General features: G+C 38.1%; 19 protein-coding genes and 1 riboswitch. Of the genes, 5 read left to right on the forward strand and 14 right to left on the reverse strand.

Annotated features, from left to right (window positions below; genetic code table 11):
- Positions 1–45 precede the first annotated feature (45 nt).
- The gene (locus tag MMB68_RS16845; RefSeq protein WP_013055541.1) at positions 46–1,314 is read left to right on the forward strand and encodes a dicarboxylate/amino acid:cation symporter; all 1,269 of its coding nucleotides are present in this window, start codon (positions 46–48) and stop codon (positions 1,312–1,314) included.
- Here the strand turns inward: MMB68_RS16845 and MMB68_RS16850 are convergent.
- Both MMB68_RS16850 and MMB68_RS16855 read right to left on the reverse strand, forming a co-directional pair.
- Positions 1,307–1,528: a hypothetical protein gene (locus MMB68_RS16850; protein WP_221813046.1), complete on the reverse strand. Its 222-nt coding sequence runs from the start codon at positions 1,526–1,528 to the stop codon at positions 1,307–1,309. The two genes, MMB68_RS16845 and MMB68_RS16850, sit on opposite strands and share 8 nt — an antisense overlap.
- A gap of 136 nt (positions 1,529–1,664) precedes the next feature.
- A complete protein-coding gene (locus MMB68_RS16855) occupies positions 1,665–2,330 on the reverse strand; it encodes a TerC family protein (RefSeq protein ID WP_028412106.1) in 666 nt (221 codons plus the stop codon).
- Between the two features lie 376 nt (positions 2,331–2,706).
- Between MMB68_RS16855 and MMB68_RS16860 the strand changes: the two genes are divergently transcribed.
- A complete protein-coding gene (locus tag MMB68_RS16860; protein ID WP_221785288.1) occupies positions 2,707–2,889 on the forward strand; it encodes a YolD-like family protein in 183 nt (60 codons plus the stop codon).
- A gap of 79 nt (positions 2,890–2,968) precedes the next feature.
- On the opposite strand, the gene bioA is transcribed toward MMB68_RS16860, so the two are convergent.
- The 5 genes from bioA to MMB68_RS16885 all read right to left on the reverse strand — a co-directional run bounded on the left by bioA (position 2,969) and on the right by MMB68_RS16885 (position 8,723).
- Positions 2,969–4,342: an adenosylmethionine--8-amino-7-oxononanoate transaminase gene (gene bioA, locus MMB68_RS16865; RefSeq protein ID WP_221813047.1), complete on the reverse strand. Its 1,374-nt coding sequence runs from the start codon at positions 4,340–4,342 to the stop codon at positions 2,969–2,971.
- Entirely contained in the window at positions 4,323–5,045 is a 723-nt protein-coding gene (bioD, locus tag MMB68_RS16870) for a dethiobiotin synthase (RefSeq protein ID WP_221785290.1), read from the reverse strand. Before bioD ends, bioA begins: the two co-directional genes overlap by 20 nt.
- A 32-nt stretch (positions 5,046–5,077) precedes the next feature.
- Positions 5,078–5,641, reverse strand: a complete 564-nt coding sequence (locus MMB68_RS16875; protein WP_269870480.1) for a biotin transporter BioY — start codon at positions 5,639–5,641, stop codon at positions 5,078–5,080.
- Positions 5,642–5,778: 137 nt separating this feature from the next.
- Positions 5,779–7,215 (reverse strand): amino acid permease, encoded by a 1,437-nt coding sequence (locus MMB68_RS16880; RefSeq protein ID WP_013055535.1) that lies wholly within the window; start codon positions 7,213–7,215, stop codon positions 5,779–5,781.
- 314 nt (positions 7,216–7,529) lie between these two features.
- A complete protein-coding gene (locus tag MMB68_RS16885; RefSeq protein ID WP_028412102.1) occupies positions 7,530–8,723 on the reverse strand; it encodes a NupC/NupG family nucleoside CNT transporter in 1,194 nt (397 codons plus the stop codon).
- A 138-nt stretch (positions 8,724–8,861) separates the two neighbouring features.
- Positions 8,862–8,963, reverse strand: a riboswitch (purine riboswitch).
- Positions 8,964–9,352: 389 nt separating this feature from the next.
- Here MMB68_RS16885 and liaG point away from each other — a divergent pair.
- A complete protein-coding gene (gene liaG / locus MMB68_RS16890; protein WP_269870479.1) occupies positions 9,353–10,222 on the forward strand; it encodes a LiaG family protein in 870 nt (289 codons plus the stop codon).
- Between the two features lie 332 nt (positions 10,223–10,554).
- On the opposite strand, the gene MMB68_RS16895 is transcribed toward liaG, so the two are convergent.
- From MMB68_RS16895 to folP, 3 genes are all read right to left on the reverse strand, one after another.
- Entirely contained in the window at positions 10,555–10,749 is a 195-nt protein-coding gene (locus MMB68_RS16895; protein ID WP_013055532.1) for a hypothetical protein, read from the reverse strand.
- A gap of 241 nt (positions 10,750–10,990) precedes the next feature.
- Complete coding sequence (locus MMB68_RS16900) at positions 10,991–12,124, reverse strand: zinc-dependent alcohol dehydrogenase (RefSeq protein WP_269870478.1); 1,134 nt, start codon at positions 12,122–12,124, stop codon at positions 10,991–10,993.
- Between the two features lie 118 nt (positions 12,125–12,242).
- Positions 12,243–13,091, reverse strand: coding sequence for a dihydropteroate synthase (folP, locus tag MMB68_RS16905; RefSeq protein ID WP_277448124.1), 849 nt, complete (start codon positions 13,089–13,091; stop codon positions 12,243–12,245).
- A 353-nt stretch (positions 13,092–13,444) separates the two neighbouring features.
- Here folP and MMB68_RS16910 point away from each other — a divergent pair, with 353 nt between their 5' ends.
- Positions 13,445–14,431: a S8 family peptidase gene (locus MMB68_RS16910; protein WP_277448123.1), complete on the forward strand. Its 987-nt coding sequence runs from the start codon at positions 13,445–13,447 to the stop codon at positions 14,429–14,431.
- Between the two features lie 97 nt (positions 14,432–14,528).
- Here the strand turns inward: MMB68_RS16910 and MMB68_RS16915 are convergent, their stop codons facing one another.
- Genes MMB68_RS16915 through yknW form a run of 4 tightly spaced genes read right to left on the reverse strand, consistent with a single transcriptional unit; the run spans position 14,529 to position 18,225 of the window.
- Complete coding sequence (locus MMB68_RS16915) at positions 14,529–15,725, reverse strand: ABC transporter permease (protein ID WP_277448122.1); 1,197 nt, start codon at positions 15,723–15,725, stop codon at positions 14,529–14,531.
- Positions 15,722–16,411 carry an ABC transporter ATP-binding protein gene (locus MMB68_RS16920; RefSeq protein WP_277549209.1) on the reverse strand — a complete coding sequence of 230 codons (690 nt, stop codon included), beginning with the start codon at positions 16,409–16,411 and terminating at the stop codon, positions 15,722–15,724. Before MMB68_RS16920 ends, MMB68_RS16915 begins: the two co-directional genes overlap by 4 nt.
- On the reverse strand, positions 16,408–17,538 hold the full coding sequence (locus MMB68_RS16925) for an efflux RND transporter periplasmic adaptor subunit (RefSeq protein ID WP_221813054.1): 1,131 nt from the start codon (positions 17,536–17,538) through the stop codon (positions 16,408–16,410). The genes MMB68_RS16920 and MMB68_RS16925 overlap by 4 nt, the downstream gene beginning before the upstream one ends.
- Positions 17,539–18,225 (reverse strand): YknW family membrane protein, encoded by a 687-nt coding sequence (gene yknW / locus MMB68_RS16930; protein WP_277448120.1) that lies wholly within the window; start codon positions 18,223–18,225, stop codon positions 17,539–17,541. It abuts the gene before it with no gap.
- A gap of 344 nt (positions 18,226–18,569) precedes the next feature.
- Here yknW and MMB68_RS16935 point away from each other — a divergent pair, with 344 nt between their 5' ends.
- Positions 18,570–19,877, forward strand: a complete 1,308-nt coding sequence (locus MMB68_RS16935) for a homocysteine synthase (protein ID WP_221786078.1) — start codon at positions 18,570–18,572, stop codon at positions 19,875–19,877.
- Positions 19,878–19,908 lie beyond the last annotated feature (31 nt).

Genomic DNA, 19,908 nt, shown 5'->3' on the forward strand with positions numbered 1-19,908 from the left:
TAATGTAAGCGTTAACAAAAAACATTCTCGAAAGGAGCATTACATATGAAATTAAGTTTTAAAAACCTAACTGTTCAAGTTGTCATTGGTATCCTTCTTGGTATTGCAATTGGCTTCATGTTTCCTGAATTTGGAGCTAAATTAAAAGTATTGGCTGATATCTTCATTAAACTAATTAAGATGGTGATTGCCCCAATTATTTTCTTAACAGTGGTCATCGGTATCGGAAGCATGGGAGATTTAAAGAAAGTGGGACGAATTGGAGGTAAAGCTCTTTTATACTTTGAGATTGTCACTACTTTTGCCTTAGCAATTGGAATTATTGTTGTAAACTTTATCAAACCTGGGGCTGGCTTTAATATCAATGGCGCAAGCGGAGCTGATGTTACTCAATATACGCAGCAAGCAGCTGAAGCGGAGCATGGCTTTATGGAGTTTATCATGGGAATTATTCCAGACAGCGTATTTGGCGCAATGGCAAATGGTGAATTATTGCCAATCTTATTCTTTGCCGTACTATTTGGGATGGCTACAGCTACACTCGGCGAAAAAGCGGCTCCTGTCATTACATTCTTTGAACGCTGTACAGATATTTTCTTTGGCATTGTTAATATGATTATGAAACTTTCACCTATTGCGGCTTTCGGAGCGATGGCTTATACGATCGGTAACTTTGGAATAGGCTCTCTTCAAAAACTCGGTTTCTTAATGGGATCTGTTTACATTACTATGTTCTTATTTATTGTATTTGTACTTGGAACCATTGCTAAGATTTATGGATTTAATATTTTTAAATTCATTGCTTTTATTAAAGAAGAAATTCTACTTGTATTAGGTACGTCTTCTTCGGAATCTGCACTGCCAAAAATGATGGACAAAATGGAGAAGTACGGATGTTCAAAATCTGTGGTAGGACTTGTCATTCCAACTGGTTACTCATTTAACCTAGATGGAACAGCAATCTACTTATCCATGGCTGCTATCTTTATCGCTCAAGCGTATGGAGTCGACCTGTCGTTAATGCAAGAGATTACGCTACTTGGTATTTTAATGCTAACGTCTAAAGGAGCTGCCGGAGTTACTGGCTCTGGATTTATTACACTAGCCGCTACGCTTGCTGCATTCCCGATGATTCCAGTTGAAGGAATCGCGCTGTTAATTGGGGTAGACCGCTTCATGTCGGAAGCTCGTGCCATTACAAACTTAATTGGAAATGGTGTAGCAACTGTAGTTGTATCAAAAATGGAAAATGAATTTCATCCTCCTGTAGAGACGATACAAGACGTTAATTCCGCACCTCCATTAGCTAAGTAATAAAAAAAAGAGGTTGAGACATAGCGAAATGAATCCAATCTAAAGACGAATAAATGGAATACATGAGCTGAACCGCTTGTGACACCGCAGTTGATTTCCATGCAAGGCTTCGCTTTCCGCGGGCGGCCGCTGAGCCTCCTCGTCGCTTGCGCTCCTGCGGGGTCTCATCCCTTCCGCTTTTCCCGCAGGAGTCTTCGCCTTGTCCTCCAATCAACTGCTAGAAGGATCTAAACAAATTAAGCCTACGTTCACCACAACAAAAAAAAAACGAACCACTAATCAAACATGTTGATTAGTGGTTCGTTTTTCACTTCTTCTTAAATACTTTTGTCCCAACCTCTTTTTTAGAATTAATGCGTTTCTTTTTTAGAACGTCCGCTAAGTTTCCCAACAACCACAACTAAAATAGCTAACAAAATAGGAACAATCGTATGCAAATGCGGATTCAATCCTTCTAATACATGTCCTACCGCTTTGTCTTTAAAGATCATTTCACCAGCAGTATAGCCAAGAAGCGCTGCTCCGGCAATGATGATAATCGGAAATTTCTCCATAATTTTCATTAAAAGCTGACTTCCCCAAATGATTAACGGAATGCTGATAACAAGACCAAGGATAATGAGTAGAATACTGCCGTTAGCCGCACCTGCAACCGCTACTACGTTATCTAAACTCATAACAAGATCCGCTATAATAATTGTTTTAATAGCACCTGCTAGAGTTGAATTCGCTTTAATATCTCCGTCATCTTCACCTTTTAAAAGACTAATCGCAATCCATAGAAGCAGCAGGCCTCCGATGAAATTTAAAAATGGAATTGTTAATAAATATACAGCGACAAACGTTAGCCCTACACGTAATACAACCGCTCCTAATGTACCGAAAACAACCGCTTTGTTTCGATGCTCGTCCGGAAGATTCCGACAAGCTAAAGCAATCACGACTGCGTTATCGCCACTCAGTACAATGTTAATCAGTAAAATTTCTAAAAGATTTAAAATAAAACTCTGATCCATAAAAAAACTCCTTGATTGATTTTTATTAGTCTATTTCTCTATCTCTTATTTCATTACTAGAAATAGAGAACTAAAACTCTATCAATATAACCAGTTCTTACCCTTTAATGAAAAGAAGTAGTTATTTCGCTAACAGTATTTTATCACTAAAAAGAAATTTGAAATAGGTATTTGTATAGGAAAAGTCAGTTCATTACAATAAATCAAACCTTATTCTTTATCTTTCATCTGTTTTTCACCATCATCCTCTACTATTAGTAGCAGGAGAGCATTTATAAAAAATAGAGTAATTTTTATAAATAATACAAGCCTCCAATGCTTCTTCATTATTTTGTAGTTTTTCGTCAGCTACGATATAAGAAGGGAGAAAATAGGTATGATTTTAAAAGCATTAAAAACGAATAAATTATTAACTATTAACTATCAAAACAACGGTTTTGTTCAAACGGTCAAAGGTTATATTCAAAACTTAAACTTGCTCGAACAAACTCTTCTATTAAAAGATGAAAATCAGCATGTGCGATCACTTCGACTATCAAGTATTCAAAACATTTATTGATTGAAAAAAGATCCGAACGATAAATCGTTCGGATCTTTTTTCAATTAAATAAAATATTTTTGTCTTACCATCTTTTTATTTAGCTCACTGTATAGCGTGCGATTACTTCTTTAATCGATTCATATACAATTTCAACCATTGTTTTTAATTCTTCGTCTGTCATTGAAAGAATAGGCATCATCGTAATCACAGGACCTAGCTCTCTAATGATTAAACCTTTTTGGCGAGCCGCTAAAATAATGTCTCCCATCACTTTTTTATCTTCAAAAATAGACTTTGTTTGGCGGTTTTTCACAACTTCGATTCCTGCCATTAATCCTCTTTGTCTAATGTCTCCCACGTTAGGCAGTTCATAAAGCTTTAATAGATAACGTTTAAAAACTTTTTCCTTTTCTTTTACGCTACGGATTAACTCTCTTTCTTCTATCAGTTCGATATTTCTAAGCGCTACTGTACAGGCTAATTGATTTCCCGTATACGTATGTCCATGGAAGAACGTTTTATTTTCATCTGGATGAGCTAAAAAAGCATTAAATATCTGTTCGCTTGTTAACGTAGCAGCAAGCGGCATATACCCTCCTGTTATCCCTTTTCCTACACACATAATATCCGGTACAACATCTTCTTGTTCACATGCAAACAGCGTTCCTGTTCGTCCAAATCCAACGGCTACTTCGTCACAAATGAGCAACACCCCGTACGCTTTGCACAGACGCTCTACTTGTTTTAAAAAACCGGGAGGATGTGTAATAATACCCGCTGCTCCTTGCACAAGCGGTTCAATAATCAAACCGGCTACTTCTTCTCCTTTGTTCTGCAAGAGCTTCTCTAGCTGGTGAATACAGTAAGCTGAAGCTTGCTCTTCCGTTTCGAACCCGTCCATACGGTAAGTATAAGGAGAAGGTGCGGGAATTCGGTCAAACAGCAAAGGCTTAAAGATGCGATGAAATAAATCCATACCTCCCACACTGACTGCCCCAATTGTATCTCCGTGATATGCCTCATTCAATGAGATAAATTTATTTTTGTTTTTGTACTTTACAGAGTCGAGATTTTGCCAATATTGATAGGCAATTTTCAACGCAATTTCGACAGCGGCGGAACCTGTATCGGAGTAAAAGACTTTCGATAAGCTGCCAGGAGTAATTTCCGCTAGCTTTTTGGCTAACAAAATGGATGGAACGTTTGCGGATCCAAGCAGCGTAGAATGCGCTAATTTTTCCACTTGTATATGTAAAGCTGTATTTAATTCCGGATCATTATGTCCATGCACGTTCACCCATAGAGAAGCGTATCCGTCTAAATATTTGTTTCCCTCTACATCATATAAATAGCTTCCTTCTCCTCTTTCAATAATAAGAGGACTCGATTGACGGTAAGCTTTCATTTGTGTAAACGGATGCCATACATATTCTTTATCCCATTTCTCCAGCTCAGCTTTTTGATACGGCACAGTCAAACACCTCCTGAATATGTTGAATAACACTTTTTTGCCTCATCATTTTCTCAATATATACATCTAACTCTTCATCGATATGTGTGAATACTGGAACGGTCATTAAAGATGATAGTTGAAGCAGCTTTTCAATTGTTCGAACATTATCGCTATGAATGATACTGCTGTGATTAAAACGATTAAAAATCAGTCCGTTGATTTTAAGCTGATGCTCACTTGCATATGAAAAGGTAGAAAGCGCATCATGAATAGCTCCTAATCCCGTTGTTCCAACAGCAATAACCGGCATTTGTGCATCTATGATCAAATCTTTTGTCATATAGAACGTTGTTTCCTCTTCAATTAAAGGGACGGCAAGACCTCCCGCTCCTTCCACGAGTACTATGTCAAATTCCTTTTTTAATTCATCAATGCGATTTAAGACGATTGAAGGCTCTACCTTCCTGTTGCTCAGTGCAATAGCCAAATGAGGCGATGTCTCCGGCTTTAACTGATAAATACCTGTATTTGCTACTCCTATCTTCGTTTCAAACCAGTGAATATCCGGATAACCTCCAATTTCTTCTTGGTAGCCGGTTTGAAATGGCTTACAAATTGTCGTTTTTATTCCTAGACGGCCAAGTATTTTATACAAAATACTTGTAACCAGGGTTTTTCCAATATCTGTTCCAGTTCCCGTAATAAAATACGCTTTGCCCATTTTCTTTTTTCCCCTTTTTTTCTATGTCTTAGTTACCCCGCTTTAACCCGCTTTGATGACAAACGGCTAAACTGAGGCTGCATTCGGTGAATCAGCACTGAACATAAAATACACAACAAAAGATCTCCAGGCATTGGCAAAACAGCTCCAAAAAGAAGTGTATCACTCAGTGAAAGTGGCTTTTCAATTATCCATTTCATTGCTCCGTAAAGCCAAACGCACCCGAATACGTACACAATAACCAATGTAGATAAGTTGGCTAAAAAGATAGAAAAAGGTTTCTTTAAGTCATATTTTTGAATAAGGTAGCCGTTGGTAAATGCACCTGCAGCATAGCCAATTAAATAGCCAAACGTTGGTTTGAAAATATACCCTAAACCTCCTCCTTCTGCAAAAACCGGAACACCAATTAACCCAATACCTATGTAGCATAGCTGACTATACAAACCTAAACGCGGACCTAGCAGCGCACCGGCTAAATAAACAGGAACAATTTGAAGAGTAAACGGTATGTAGGGAATAGGAATTTTTATAAATGCACCAATCGCTGTTAAAGCTGCAAATAAAGACACATACGCCATTGTTTTCGGTTTCATATTCACCCTCCTTTCTCTTTTCGCTGCTTTAAGTTTGCAATAATTTCTTTTTATTTGTCAACTTAATTTTATTTTAAGTTTACAAATAAACAATAAAAAAAGACGCAAAAACCTGGGCTTTTGCGTCTTTTTGATTTTTATAAAATTACTTTTTTGTCGTCTTTAAGCTGCACTTCTTGACGGCTAATAGATAAATCAACTTTCTTTTTTACACGTGCATGATAATAAGCATAAAACAGCAGCGCTAGTGGAATACCGACATACAGTGCCATTCGCTGTTCTGCATCAAATGCCATGCTTCCCAACACGATTGTATTTAATACTAATGCGATTAAAGGTAATACCGGGTAAAGAGGGACTTTAAATTTTAAATCCTCGATTTGCCCTCCTTGATTTATATATCTTTTTCTAAATGCAAGCAGTGATGCAGCAATCGTAATCCAGCCGATTTGTGCACCTAAACCCGCTGCAGAAATGAGCCATACAAATACTGTTTCTTGAGCAAAGAATCCTGAAAGTAGAGATAAAAGCGCAATGCCTAATGTTAAAAGCAAGGCGTTCATCGGCACACCGCGTTTATTTACTTTCATGAAAGCTGAACTTGCCATGTTATCTTTTGACAATGAATACAGCATACGCGTTGCTGCATAAAGACCTGAGTTAGCTACAGATAACAGTGCCGTTAGGATAACAAAGTTCATAATATCTGCTGCATATGGAATACCAATTTGGTCGAATACAACAACAAATGGACTTTCAACTACGCCTGCTTTTTCAAGCGGAATCATCCCCGCTAAGACAGCTACAGCTAGTACAAAAAATACAAGCGTTCTCCATACCGTTTGTTTAATTGCTCTTGGTACAGTCTTGTCTGGGTTTTCACTTTCCCCAGCAGCTACACCGATAAGCTCCGTACCTTGAAATGAGAAGTTAACTGTAATCATCGTAATCAACACGGCACTAATTCCGTGAGGGAACACGCCGTGAGCCGTATAGTTAGAGAAAAGCGGCGCGCTGTCTCCATTGCTTAATGGAAGAAAACCAAACATAGCAGCTCCACCAAGTACGATAAATAAAATAATAGCTAACACTTTAATGCTGGCGAACCAAAACTCCGCTTCACCAAACGCTTTAGCTGACAGTGCATTTAATGAAAATAATAAAAGCGCAAATATAGCACACCAGATCCATACAGGAGAATCAGGAAACCATCTTTGCATAAGCTGACCTGCTGACAAAAATTCTAATGCAACCGTTACAGCCCAGCCCAACCAATATAACCATCCAAAAGCAAAACCAACGCCAGGGCCAATAAATTTTGTTGTATATGTCTGAAACGAACCAGAAACTGGCATTGCTACTGCAAGTTCCCCTAAGCAAAGCATTGTTAAGTACATAATGAAGCCACCTACGATAAACGAAAGGATAGCTCCAATCGCTCCTGCTTGGCTAATCGTGTATCCTGTTCCTAAAAAGAAACCTGTACCGATAACCCCGCCGAGCGAAATCATAAACAAATGTCTGCTTTTCATCGTCTTTTTTAATTCATTTGTTTGCTGTTGTCCTTCTATCATATTAACGACATTTCCTTTCAACCTATTTATTACGAGATATTACCTAGAAAAAAATTAATAAACCTTTGTTTTCTATGCATATTTACTTACATATTTATGCGGCGTTCTCAATTTAAATGAAACAGCCTTTTGTAATCTTAACATAATGCTCACTAGATTTAAAATGTTTTTCTGCAAAAGTAAAATGAATTTTTCTTGAATAGTGTGATTTCCTTTTACTGTTGATATTCATAAGCGTTTTTCTTCAAATGAATAGATGATACAACAAGAAAAAAGCTGTGCTTTCGAAGACGAAAGCACAGCTTTTTCACTTTTTACCAAACAAACAATCCAACAATCATAGCACTTAATAAAGAAACAGCGATACCGCTCACAAGCAGTTTCCATACGTTTTTTCCAATAATCGTTGATTTACCTTCTGATAACGTAGAATTATACGTACCATAAATCATACCCACCGTACTGAAGTTAGCAAAAGATGTTAAGAATGTCGTAGCAACTGCAATCGTATGCGGTGGAAGTGTATCTAGATTTTTCTTCAAATCCATCATCGCCACGAATTCATTTGTTGCTAGCTTGATACCCATCAGCTGAGCTACGTACATGGCATCATGTCCCGTTAGCCCTAGTAAGAATGCAAATGGACTAAAGATGTAAGAGAAAATCTTTTGTACAGTCAAGCCGTCTACAATAACGCCTAAAATACCGTTAAGCGCAGATGTAAGAGCTACATATCCAATAACCATCGCTAAAATAACAATTACCATGTTCATTCCGACTAACATACTGTTTGAAATGGTAGAGAAAAAGTCTTTTTTCTCTGACTTTGGCGGTACGTAAATCATATCTTCTTCTTTTGTAACATGAACTGGATTCAATAAGCTCACTAAAATAAGCGCGTTTAAACAGTTCAGTGGAATTGCGGTAAACACGTACGTAGCGGGAACCATCGTTAAATAAGCACCGATAATAGATCCGCTAATACTGCTCATACTCATAATTCCAAACGTAAGCAAACGGTTGTCCTTTAACACAGAAAGCTGATTACGAATAACTGCTAATGCTTCCGTATTTCCTAAGAACATCATTTGGATAGCGAAAAAGCTTTCTAATTTAGGCAAGCGAGAAACTTTCGAAATGACCCACCCTACTTTATCAATAATCCACGTTAAAATACCAAAGTAAGATAAAATATCAAAGAACGTCACGACAAAGATGATAGGCAGTAATGCACTGAAGAAAAAGTCAACCGTTTGATTTCCCATTACGGATGGAAACGCAAAGGCAATTCCATCGTTGGCACAGGAAATCAGCCAAGTAAAGAACGAAGCAATCTTATTAATGATCCATGTTCCGATTGAAGTTCCTAACATAAACCAAGTAATGAGGACTTCAACGACTAATAGTGAAGCAATCGGACGCCACTTTATTTCTTTCTTTTTAGGAGAACATAAGAAGACGACGCCCATTACTACAAAAACGCCTAATAAATTTAATAAAAAGTACATGCAAGCCACTCCCAGGTGTGTATTTGAAAAACAAAAAAAGCTCTTACTTTTCATAAATTCTGACAATAACAGAAAGTATGAAAAGTAAGAGCTTTGAAAGAAGGCTGTATCTATGATAATACGCCCTTCTTTTTGCTGCTTATATCCAAACTTTCTTGTAGTCTAGTTTTTTACGGTTACTAGGTAGAGACTATCAGACCATATTACTGATAATATACAAGATCGTAATCTTAGCTGTATTCAATTGATATGAACAAATTCTACCCTTTATTTTTTTAATAATCAACACTTTAAAAGTTTTTCGGAATAATAAAATTGGTATGAAAATTCTATTTATTTACCACTTCTTTTGAACTACCCACCGGAAAATTACACAAAATAATTGAATTTAATCGTCCTTTTAACTCAATTATTTTCCTATTTTTGAAACAAAGAAATTGATTCTTTAATGAGTATGTTTAAATCTCTACTTCGCTTTTCATTTAACTCCTCACAAAAAATGTTTCGTTTTTACGACTTAAGACGTAGAAAAAAATAATCCTGTTGTTCGTTGAAGTTAACCGGTTTTCAATTTACACTTTATGGTAGAAGAAAACAAATTTAATTATATGTAGAAAGCGGGTTATAACGTGAAAAAAATATTGGCTTTTATTTTAGTGATAGGTGGTACGGCAGTCCTCTTTTCTACTGCGTTTGCGCCTTCCTCCTGGTCGTTAAGTTCATTCAAGACGTCCAAGTCTGAAGCGGCATTATCAAGTGATATTCAGCGTATTCAAATCGACTCTCCAAGCATTAGTACAACGGTCGTTCCGCAAGATCGTCAAGATATTAAAACAAAAGTAGAAGGTAAAGGAAAAGTAGATGTAAAGCAAAATGGAGACACCCTAGTTGTCGCGTATCAAAAAAGTCCCTTTCAATGGCTTTCTATTTTTTCAAACACAAAAGTAACAATCTACATTCCTAAAGATTATCACCATAACCTTGCGCTTAACGTAGGTTCGGGGGACCTTCAAATTGCTATACAGCCTGAGCAAGCGCTTCAGCTGAAAGATGTTTCGATTAAAGTAGGCTCTGGAAATGCAAATATTTCAAACTTGAGCAGCACCTCTCTTCGTACGGATGTCAATTCTGGAGATTTACAGCTGAGTAATGTTGAAAGCCAAACGGCTAAATTTGCTGTAGGATCTGGGGAAATTAAAGGAACAAACTATAAAGGAAAACTTCAGGCGCGCATTGGATCTGGTGATCTCTATATGGATTTTAAAAAGCTAGAAGAGGCCGTTTCTGTAGATGTAGGATCTGGAGATGCCGTGTTGGTTCTTCCGAAAAGCGCTGGTTTTAAAGTGAATGGAAAAGTAAGCAGCGGTGAGATTAACAACAATTTCAAGTTAAACAATGCAACGATAACAGAGAATGTATTAAAAGGAAAATACGGAAATGGAAAATACCCTATCGATATAGCTGTTTCAAGCGGAGAATTAACCTTGGAATCAAAATAAAGAGGCTGGGACAAAAGTATTTTAACCCAATTGCAAAACGAACCATTAATCAACATGTTTGATTAATAGTTCGTTTTTTGTTGTGGTGAACATCGTTTTATCTGTTTCGTTTTTTCTAGCAGTTGATTGGAGGGCAAGGCGAAGACTCCTGCGGGAAAAGCGGAACAGGTGAGACCCCGAAGGAGCGTAAGCGATGAGGAGGCTCAGCGGCCGCCCGCGGAAAGCGAAGCCTTGCACGGAAATCAACTGCGGTGTAATAAGCAGTCCAACTCATGTATCTCATTTGTTCGTCTTTAGGTTCGGTTCATTTAGTCATGTCTCAACCTCTTTATTTATGGTCTCACTGCAATATACCATGCTACTCCTACGATTGATCCTATGAATACGACTCCGTAAATAATAGATAAATTCACTATACTTTTCTTTTTAGATTTCCCGTAATCTTCATCTACTTTCTTTGCAGCACTGATCGTCCCTGCAAGGGCAGCAACGCCGATAATAATGACAAGAAGTAATGCTAATTTCATTCATTCTCTCCTCCATATTTCGGTGATTGAATAAAACTGAATACCAAGACGTTATTTATTTCATTTTAAGCAGCACGATTTAATCAGAATATGAAAGCGTTATATCTTCTCTTTCTATCATAAAGCTAAATTATGTAAAATCAACCATCCAATCGTGCATTATTTTCCTCCGCCACTTTATATACATAAAAAATTCCCGAGCTTCACTGCTCAGGAATCTTCACCTAATAGAAATGGCATTTTAAGGTTTTAAAATGACTTTAATGCAGTTATCTTGATGACCATTAAAGATTTTGTAAGCATTAGCTGCGTCTTCTAAAGCGACTTTATGAGTAATGATTTCTTTTGGATCGAATTCTTCTTTTACAATTTGATCATATAATTTCGGCATAACTGGAATGACAGGAGCTTGCCCCATTTTGAGAGTTATATTTCGAGCAAAAAATGCTCCTAACGGAAAACTGTTATAGTTGCTTCCGTATACCCCGGTGATTTGGACGGTTCCGCATTTACGAACGGCTTTTGTCGCAATTTGAATAGGCCCGAGCGTTCCACCTTGAAGTTTCAATTTTTGTTCAATGTATTCAAGAGGCGACTTTTTGCCATCCATACCTACACAGTCAATCACCACATCAGCTCCGCCTTTTGTGGTTTCTTTTAAATGCTCCCCCATATCTGGGTATTCTGTAAAATCAAAGGTTTCTACGGCATTCATTTTCTTTGCATGCTGCATTCGGTATGGAACATGATCTACTGCGATAACCCGTTTGGCACCTTTCATCCAAGCAAATTTTTGAGCCATTAATCCCACTGGCCCGCAGCCGAGTACGATAACGGTATCTCCTTTTTTAACATCCGCATGCTCTACACTCCAATAAGCAGTTGGAAGCACATCTGATAAAAAAAGAAGCGATTCATCTTCTAATTCGCACGATTCTGGAATCACAAACGGTGTGAAATTCCCAAACGGCACTTTTAAATATTCAGCTTGACCTCCTGGATGATTTCCAAACTTTTCAGTATATCCAAAATAGCCGCCAGAATCATAATGTGGATTAGAATTATCACATTGGCTCGTTAAATCATCCTTGCAGTACGCACACTGTCCGCACGCTACGTTAAATGGAATAATAACGCGATCTCCTTTTTTTACTTTTGTAACATCCGGTCCTACTTCTTCCACAATTCCCATTGGTTCATGACCAATAATATAACCGTGAGGCAATGGCATGTTTCCTTGATATAAGTGCAAATCAGAACCACAAATAGCGGTTGACGTTATTTTAATGACAATGTCATCTTTTTTCTCTAACTTCGCATCTTCTACTTCTGCTACTTTTACCTGATTAGGTCCTTGATACGTTACCGCCCTCATTTTCAACCTCCATTTTTACAACCTTCATATTACTTAAATTTATCTAAAAGCATGTATTCTATCCGGAGAAATCAAGGAAAATAAAAAAGCAGCGCTTACGCGTCTGCTTAAATGATTATTAAAACTGAAATGTATGTTTTCCTACCAGTACATCTGCCATCTTTACAAAACGTTTGATTTCTAATACGTCATGAACTCGAACCATTTGAACTCCTTGTGCAATCCCTGCATATACAGTAGCTGCAGTTCCTTCCATTCTTTCCGTAGGAGGAGCATCGACTATTTGTCCAATAAATCCTTTACGAGAAGTAGCAAGCAGCACGGGATAGCCCATATTCGTCAGCTGATCTAGATGCTGAATCGCTTCTACATTATGCGCAGCCGTTTTTCCAAAGCCAACGCCTGGATCTAAAATAATCTGATCATCTCGAACTCCTGCAGCTTTTGCAATTGATATGCTTTCTTCCAAATCACTTATCATATCTGTAATCAGATTTGTATAATTGGGCTCATGGCGATTATGCATTAAAATAATAGGAACATTATAGTCAGCTGCAACTTGAGCCATTTTGGGATCAGCCTTTGCGCCCCATATATCGTTAATAATATGTGCTCCTGCTTCTAGCGCATGCTTGGCCACTTCCGACTTGTATGTATCTACAGAAATCGGCACCTCTACGCGCTTAGCCACTTCAGAAATAACGGGCACAATCCGTTTAATCTCTTCTTCATCGCTAATTCTTGTATAACCAGGACGAGTTGATTCTCCTCCGATATCAATGATGTCTGCTCCGTGCTTCACCATTTCCTCAGCATGAGCAACTGCTTTATCTACATCGTAGTATTTTCCGCCATCTGAAAATGAATCCGGGTTTACGTTTAAAATCCCCATAATAAGCGTACGGTCCGCATAATTCAGTTCATACTTTCCGCATTTGATGACGGATCGAGACGTTAAAGTTGACACTATCCTCAGCCCCTTCGTAATTTGCAAATTAATGTATATTTATAAATATCATGTATTTTGAGAATGTCATACCGTTCGTAATTATATCAAAAGTCACCGGTCCTATGTTATTTTTCTTGGAGTTTCTTTCTTCTATAGTGTGAGATAAACATTAAAAGCGAATACACAGATAACATTAAAAATCTTTGTAGGGCTTGTCTTTAGGGTCTTTTTTCCTCTTCTCACATCTTTTATGAGTCTTTTTATTCAAAAAGAAAGGAATCCCATAAAAAGCGTTTAATTTATAGCAATAGTTGGGAATTTATAATTAAACAACTTCCATTTTTATGGAATTCATTTTAAGGAGGATGACTATGACTCAACAACCGTTACAAGTCAAATTAATTCCTTATACAATTGAGTCGATTATCGACTCAACAAACGAAACGCCTAAAGGAGTAACCTTAATTCAAGCGCCGTCTATTTGGGAACAAAGCAATCAAGGGGAAGGCATTGTAATTGCAGTTATCGACACTGGTGTTGACACAAATCATCCTGACTTAAAAGATTGTATTATCGGAGGAAGAAATTTCACTTCCGATCATAATGGAGATTCTTCTATATTTGAAGACAATAATGGGCATGGTACTCACGTATCTGGTACCATTGCTGCTGCGCTCAACAATGAAGGGGTAGTAGGAGTGGCACCCAAAGCAAAAATTCTCAGCTTAAAAGTACTTACCGGTGAAGGATCGGGAAATTACGAATGGATTATTGACGCTATTAACTACGCCGTCGAATGGCGCGGTCCTAACAATGAGCGAGCACGAGTTATTTCCATGTCACTCGGGGGACCACAAGACGTTCCAGAACTGCACAAAGCTGTTCAAGATGCTGTTAATAAAGATGTTTCTGTCGTTGTTGCAGCTGGAAACGAAGGCGATGACCGCGAAGAAACACTTGAATATTCGTACCCAGGAAGTTACAACGAAGTAATTCAAGTAGGAGCCGTAGACAGCAACCTAGACTTAGCTCCTTTTACCAATGTTAATGAAGAAGTAGACTTGGTCGCACCTGGTGTTGACATTATCTCTACTTATTTAGAAGGTAAGTACGCTACGCTTTCAGGAACTTCTATGGCAACTCCCCACGTTGCAGGAGCTGTAGCACTATTAATTAATTTATGTGAGAAAGAATTTGGACGCTCTTTAATTGAAGCTGAAATCTATGCTCAACTTGTAAGAAGGACGCTTCCTCTTGGATATCGAAAAAGCTCCGAAGGAAATGGATTTCTCATGCTTAATCTAGTGGAAAAAATACACGATATTATCAACGTAGCCCGCATCAATATTAGTAAGTGACAAATAAGAAAAAGCGGATCATATAATGGTCCGCTTTTTCAAAAATGATTGGAAAGCTTTTCGTCAGTTTGAAATAAAAACATGCAAATGAATGTCTCTATTCATACCTTAATGCTTCAATTGGATCTAGCTTCGCCGCTTTATTTGCAGGAAGCATACCGAATACAATACCAATCGTCATGGAGAACAATACTCCTCCGAGCACTACTTGCCACGAAATTAATGATGGCCATCCAGCAAATAATGAAACAAGAGCTGCCCCGCCTGCACCGAGGCCAATGCCAAGCAAACCACCAATAAGCGTGAGCGTAATGGATTCAATCAAAAACTGAGTTAAAATTTGTCTTTTGGATGCGCCTAGTGCTTTACGAATCCCAATTTCCCTTGTGCGTTCCGTTACAGAAACCAGCATAATGTTCATAACGCCAATTCCTCCAACAAGCAGTGAAATTCCTGCAATTGAACCAATAATTGTGGTCATAATGCGCGTTACATTTCCAATACTATCTGCTATTTCTTCTAAGTTCTGCACTTGGTAAGCATCTTCCGCATCATGCAAGTTATTTAACAAATCCGTTGCGTCATTGCCTACTTTTTTTAGCTGATCAGAGCTTTTTGCTTGAACGCTAAGGTTTGTGTAGTCAAGCTTACCGAAGCTTGATTTATACGTATTATCTGGAATATAAATAGTTGGTATTTCAAATGCCAAAAACCCCGTTGGCTTTTTTGTCACACCAACAATTTTGATAGGCTGTCCTTGAACCCATACTACTTGTCCAAGGGCTTCTTTTTTATCAAATAACTCTTTTTTCATATCGCTTGTGATAACACCTACTCGATTACCTGATAAAAAGTCAGAGCTGTCTAACATTCTTCCTTTTGAAACTTCCAGCTGATTAACTTCAATATATCCTTCGTTAATAGCATTAACAGTCGTATCAGATTCCTTGTCTCTATATCTTACCCCCATTCCCATTGAGCTAGAAGCCACCACATTCTTCACTCCGGGAATAGTCGAAAGAGCTTTAATATCATCCTCTGTAAAGATAGGCTCACCCGTCATTGAAAGGTCATCAGCTTGCATCTCGTCTTCAGGAGGCTGATAATATACATCAACTGTATTGCTTGCTCCTGTTATTTCCGACTTAATCATTTGTTCTCCGCCTTGACCAATGGCTACAACGATAATAACAGCCGCTACGCCAATGATAATACCAAGCATCGTCAAAATAGAGCGCATTTTATGAGCAAGAACCGAAGAGAGAGCCATACGCATATTTTCTATTAAACTCATAAGCTATCGTTCTCCTTATCGCTATGACTTAACACTTTACCGTCACGAACGATAACTGTACGCGATGTGTATTCTGCCACTTCAGATTCATGGGTAATGACTACAACCGTTGTACCATCTGCATTAAGCTGAGAAAATTGCTCCATAATATCAGCACTTGTTTTTGTATCTAGAGCTCCTGTTGGTTCATCTGCTAAAATAAGCGTCGGATTGTTAACAATAGAACGAGCAATAGCAACGCGCTGCTTTTGCCCTCCTGATAGCTCGCTCGGTAAATGTTTCATCCGTTCACTCAGCCCTACTTTTTCAAGCGCAGCTTCTGCTCTGGCTCTTCTTTCCTTACGCGTTACGCCGGCGTATACCATTGGAAGCTCTACGTTTTCTACCGCTGTTAAACGCGGCAACAGCTGAAATTGCTGAAAAACAAAACCGATATGAATATTTCTTACTTTTGCCAGCTGCTCATCACTGTAAGTGGAGATTTCTTGTTCATTTAATAAATAGGAGCCTGAAGAAGCGCGGTCTAAACAACCGATAATGTTCATTAGCGTTGATTTACCTGAGCCAGAAGGTCCCATAATCGCAACAAATTCACCGTCATAAATCTTCAAATTAATATCTTTTAAAATCGGCACTTCCTCTTTGCCCAGATGATAACTTTTATGAATATTTACAAGTTCAATCATTGAACAGTCACTTCCGCACCGTCAGTTAAGTCCTTTGAAGGATTTGTAATGACTTTGTCTTTAGAAGTTACGCCACTTTTGATTTCAATAAATTTATTTGTTGTTTCTCCAATCTTTACTTCCTTACGAACCGCCTTCTTATCTTTCACTACGTATACATATTTTTCTCCGTCTTCATTTACAACTGCTTTTATCGGCAGTGATGAAGCTTTTTTACTGCTTGTTTCAATTTCAAGCAGCAGCTTAAATCCCGGCTTAATCATCGTGATATCCTGGTCATCTACTTTTACTTCAACTGGATATTGATTAGCCGCATCATTGCCGGCTTCTGCTGATGCCTGCTGCTGAGGTAGATAGTCAATTTGTTTGACGCTCCCTGCCCATTCTTTATCAGGCAAAACATCTGATGTAATTTTGACAGCTTGACCGGTTTTAATTTTTAATGCATCATACTCAGACAGCACGCCAGTAGCTAAGTATTCATCGGTATTACCAATATGTATAAGCGGTTTTTGAACGTCACTTGTGTTATTAACCGCTTCTTTATCTACTTCTAGCACCGTCCCATTAATATCACTCGTTACCTCTAAATTACGTTCTTTTTTAGCATTTGATTTGGTTTCTAGTTTGTTTCGTTCTAAATCAATTTTAGCCGTTTCTAAATCGAGGTTGAGCTGCGTACGCTCTGTATCGATTTGATCTCTCGCTTCTTGCTTACTCATTTCTTTTTCCAATTCTTTTTGTTTTTTATTTAAATTAGAAAGCTGTTTGCTTACTGAGTCAATTTGCAGCTGACTGGATTTTTTTTCTAGCTTGTTTTGTTCTTGCTCTAAATCAAGCGTATCGCTTTCGTATGTTACAAGAGAGGTTCCCTGCTGTACACGAGATCCTTCTGTTACGTGAAATCGTTCAACCTCGCCTTTTTCAGCGTCGAAATAGACGTACTGCTCATCAGCAAGCTTTAACGTACCGGGAACCATAACTGTATTTCTTAACTTTTTTTCTTTTAGATTTGTCATTTGAACATTGACTGCTTTACCACTTACACTTTGTGCACGATATACATTAATTCCAATAACCGCAACAATAACCACTGTTACTGCTGTAATAATTATTCCTTTTTTCATTTACAACCCTGCTCCTTTAAGCGCTTCTGAAGCAGCTCCTACAACTCCTGAAATAGCGGCTCCTAAGATGAATAAAACAATTACGGTAATAATAGAAGCAGCTTTTGATACATTTGCCACTTTTTGTAGTCCTACTGCTGTCAGAATAAGTCCCCAGATAGAAAAGATTTCAATGGAAGTAAATACTCCTCCCATAGCACCTTTCGCACCAACTAGTCCATTTAACGAAGTCACATTCGCTGAAGTGTGCGCTAATGCAGCGACGCCCGTATTAATTAGCTGACCGATTACAGTGATGAACGTAACAAACAAATTCAAACTAAACATTTGGTGGTATGTTGTTTTCCCAGTCCCTAACTTTGCAACTAAAAACAAAATTAAACTCGTGAATGCCAGTGTAGCAACTATTGCAATTACTCCTCCAACCGTTCCGCTGATCATGCTGAATATAGGATTCACTTCAATCCCAGCTTCTTTTTGCTGCTGTAATGCCTCTTGTGCCTGAGGGGTATAGACGGCTAGAATCGTTGTTGCAGCTGTTAAGATGAGGATAAGTAAAAGAGGTCCCAAAATGACCGGGTTGCTTTTCATTTTCTCAAACTGTCCAACTGGACTCGTAATAAAACCAAAAATAGAGGGCTTTCCTTTCTCTTGGACTTCCGAAGATACATTAACTTCTGTGCTCATAATCAAACTCCTTTTATTTTGTTTCGTTATTAGCTCTTAAGACCCGTCTTTTGCTGTTTTTTAAAGTTTTCTAGCAAAATCGTCTCTCTCTAAGAAACTCTCAAACACCTAATATTCTAACATAATTATACAAATTAATTGACATTTTTCTTACATTTTATATTTTTTATGGTATTTTTAACAATTAAAGAGATATATTGACGCTGAATTACAGTATTAATCTTACTTATAATTTCTAAATATTCTAATTATTATTTGACATCATTCAATAGAATTCGTATATTATGATTAAAGTTTATTATTCCTATGTTTTTTATAAGTTTTATATCTAAGGAGGAGTTTCAATGTCTGCTAAGAAACCATTTCGCCCTGAAACACAAGCCATTCATTCTGGCCAACAGCTTGACCCCGCTACTTTTTCGCGTGCCGTACCTATTTATCAAACAAGCTCATTTGGATTTAAAGATACCGAACACGCTGCGTCCTTATTTAATTTAAGTGAACAAGGCTATATCTACACTCGAATTGTAAATCCTACTACGGACGTTTTTGAACAGCGAATTGCTGAGTTAGAAGGCGGAGTAGGTGCTCTTGGAGTAGCTTCGGGTCAATCAGCTACTACCTTTTCCATTTTAAATATCGCTTCTGCAGGAGATGAAATTGTATCAGCAAGCAGTTTATATGGGGGAACATATAACCTCTTTTCGTCTACGCTTCCTAAACTGGGCATTACTGTCAAATTTGTAAACGCCGATAATCCAGAAAATTTTAGAAGTGCAATCACTTCCAAAACAAAAGCAATTTATGCTGAATCCGTTGGAAACCCGCAGGGAAACGTGCTAGACATTGAGGCAGTTGCAGACATTGCCCATGAACATGGAATTCCTCTTATTATTGATAATACGGTTCCAAGCCCTTACCTTCTTCGTCCCATTGATTTCGGAGCAGATATTGTCGTTCATTCTGCTACTAAGTTTCTTGGAGGGCATGGAACAGCAATTGGGGGTGTTATCGTAGACAGTGGAAAATTTGATTGGGAAGCGAGCGGAAAATTTCCAGACTTAACAACTCCAGATCCAAGTTACCATGGCCTCGTATACACAGAAGCTGCCGGTGAAGCTGCTTATATTACAAAAGCGCGCGTTCAGCTTTTACGAGATATTGGAGCTGCTTTATCACCTTTTAATTCCTTTTTACTCCTTCAAGGGGTAGAAACACTCCATCTGCGATTAGAGCGTCACAGCGAAAACGCATTAAAGGTAGCGAAATTTTTAGAGCAGCATGAATTAGTAGACTGGGTAAATTATGCGGGGCTTCCTTCCCACCCTTCCTATTCTTTGGCACAAAAATACTTGCCTAAAGGGCAAGGAGCAATTTTAACCTTCGGCGTAAGAGGAGGAAAAAACGCTGCGGCTAAGTTAATTGATTCGGTTCAGTTATTTTCTCATTTAGCCAATATCGGCGACTCGAAGTCACTCATTATTCACCCGGCAAGCACCACTCATCAACAGTTATCTGAAGATGAACAAAAAGCTTCCGGCGTGACGCCAGAACTCATTCGTCTATCGGTTGGAACAGAAGCAATCGACGATCTTCTTGAAGATTTAGATTATGCCTTAAAAGCCAGCCAAAAAGTGAATACAACTGTTTAAAAGCTGTGATTTTTCACAGCTTTTTTTATAT

The sequence above is a fragment of the Priestia sp. Y58 genome (assembly GCF_029522095.1).
Classification (GTDB): domain Bacteria; phylum Bacillota; class Bacilli; order Bacillales; family Bacillaceae_H; genus Priestia; species Priestia megaterium_E.

Bases quoted from the DNA above. Each gene is read 5' to 3' on its own strand.
- yknW (WP_277448120.1), bottom strand. From the start codon at position 18,225: ATGAGCACAGAAGTTAATGTATCTTCGGAAGTCCAAGAGAAAGGAAAG.
- MMB68_RS16845 (WP_013055541.1), top strand. From the start codon at position 46: ATGAAATTAAGTTTTAAAAACCTAACTGTTCAAGTTGTCATTGGTATC.
- MMB68_RS16920 (WP_277549209.1), bottom strand. From the start codon at position 16,411: ATGATTGAACTTGTAAATATTCATAAAAGTTATCATCTGGGCAAAGAG.
- MMB68_RS16895 (WP_013055532.1), bottom strand. From the start codon at position 10,749: ATGAAATTAGCATTACTTCTTGTCATTATTATCGGCGTTGCTGCCCTT.
- MMB68_RS16880 (WP_013055535.1), bottom strand. From the start codon at position 7,215: ATGATAGAAGGACAACAGCAAACAAATGAATTAAAAAAGACGATGAAA.
- MMB68_RS16855 (WP_028412106.1), bottom strand. From the start codon at position 2,330: ATGGATCAGAGTTTTATTTTAAATCTTTTAGAAATTTTACTGATTAAC.
- MMB68_RS16885 (WP_028412102.1), bottom strand. From the start codon at position 8,723: ATGTACTTTTTATTAAATTTATTAGGCGTTTTTGTAGTAATGGGCGTC.
- bioD (WP_221785290.1), bottom strand. From the start codon at position 5,045: ATGGGCAAAGCGTATTTTATTACGGGAACTGGAACAGATATTGGAAAA.
- MMB68_RS16910 (WP_277448123.1), top strand. From the start codon at position 13,445: ATGACTCAACAACCGTTACAAGTCAAATTAATTCCTTATACAATTGAG.
- MMB68_RS16935 (WP_221786078.1), top strand. From the start codon at position 18,570: ATGTCTGCTAAGAAACCATTTCGCCCTGAAACACAAGCCATTCATTCT.
- MMB68_RS16900 (WP_269870478.1), bottom strand. From the start codon at position 12,124: ATGAGGGCGGTAACGTATCAAGGACCTAATCAGGTAAAAGTAGCAGAA.
- MMB68_RS16915 (WP_277448122.1), bottom strand. From the start codon at position 15,725: ATGAGTTTAATAGAAAATATGCGTATGGCTCTCTCTTCGGTTCTTGCT.
- MMB68_RS16925 (WP_221813054.1), bottom strand. From the start codon at position 17,538: ATGAAAAAAGGAATAATTATTACAGCAGTAACAGTGGTTATTGTTGCG.
- MMB68_RS16860 (WP_221785288.1), top strand. From the start codon at position 2,707: ATGATTTTAAAAGCATTAAAAACGAATAAATTATTAACTATTAACTAT.
- MMB68_RS16875 (WP_269870480.1), bottom strand. From the start codon at position 5,641: ATGAAACCGAAAACAATGGCGTATGTGTCTTTATTTGCAGCTTTAACA.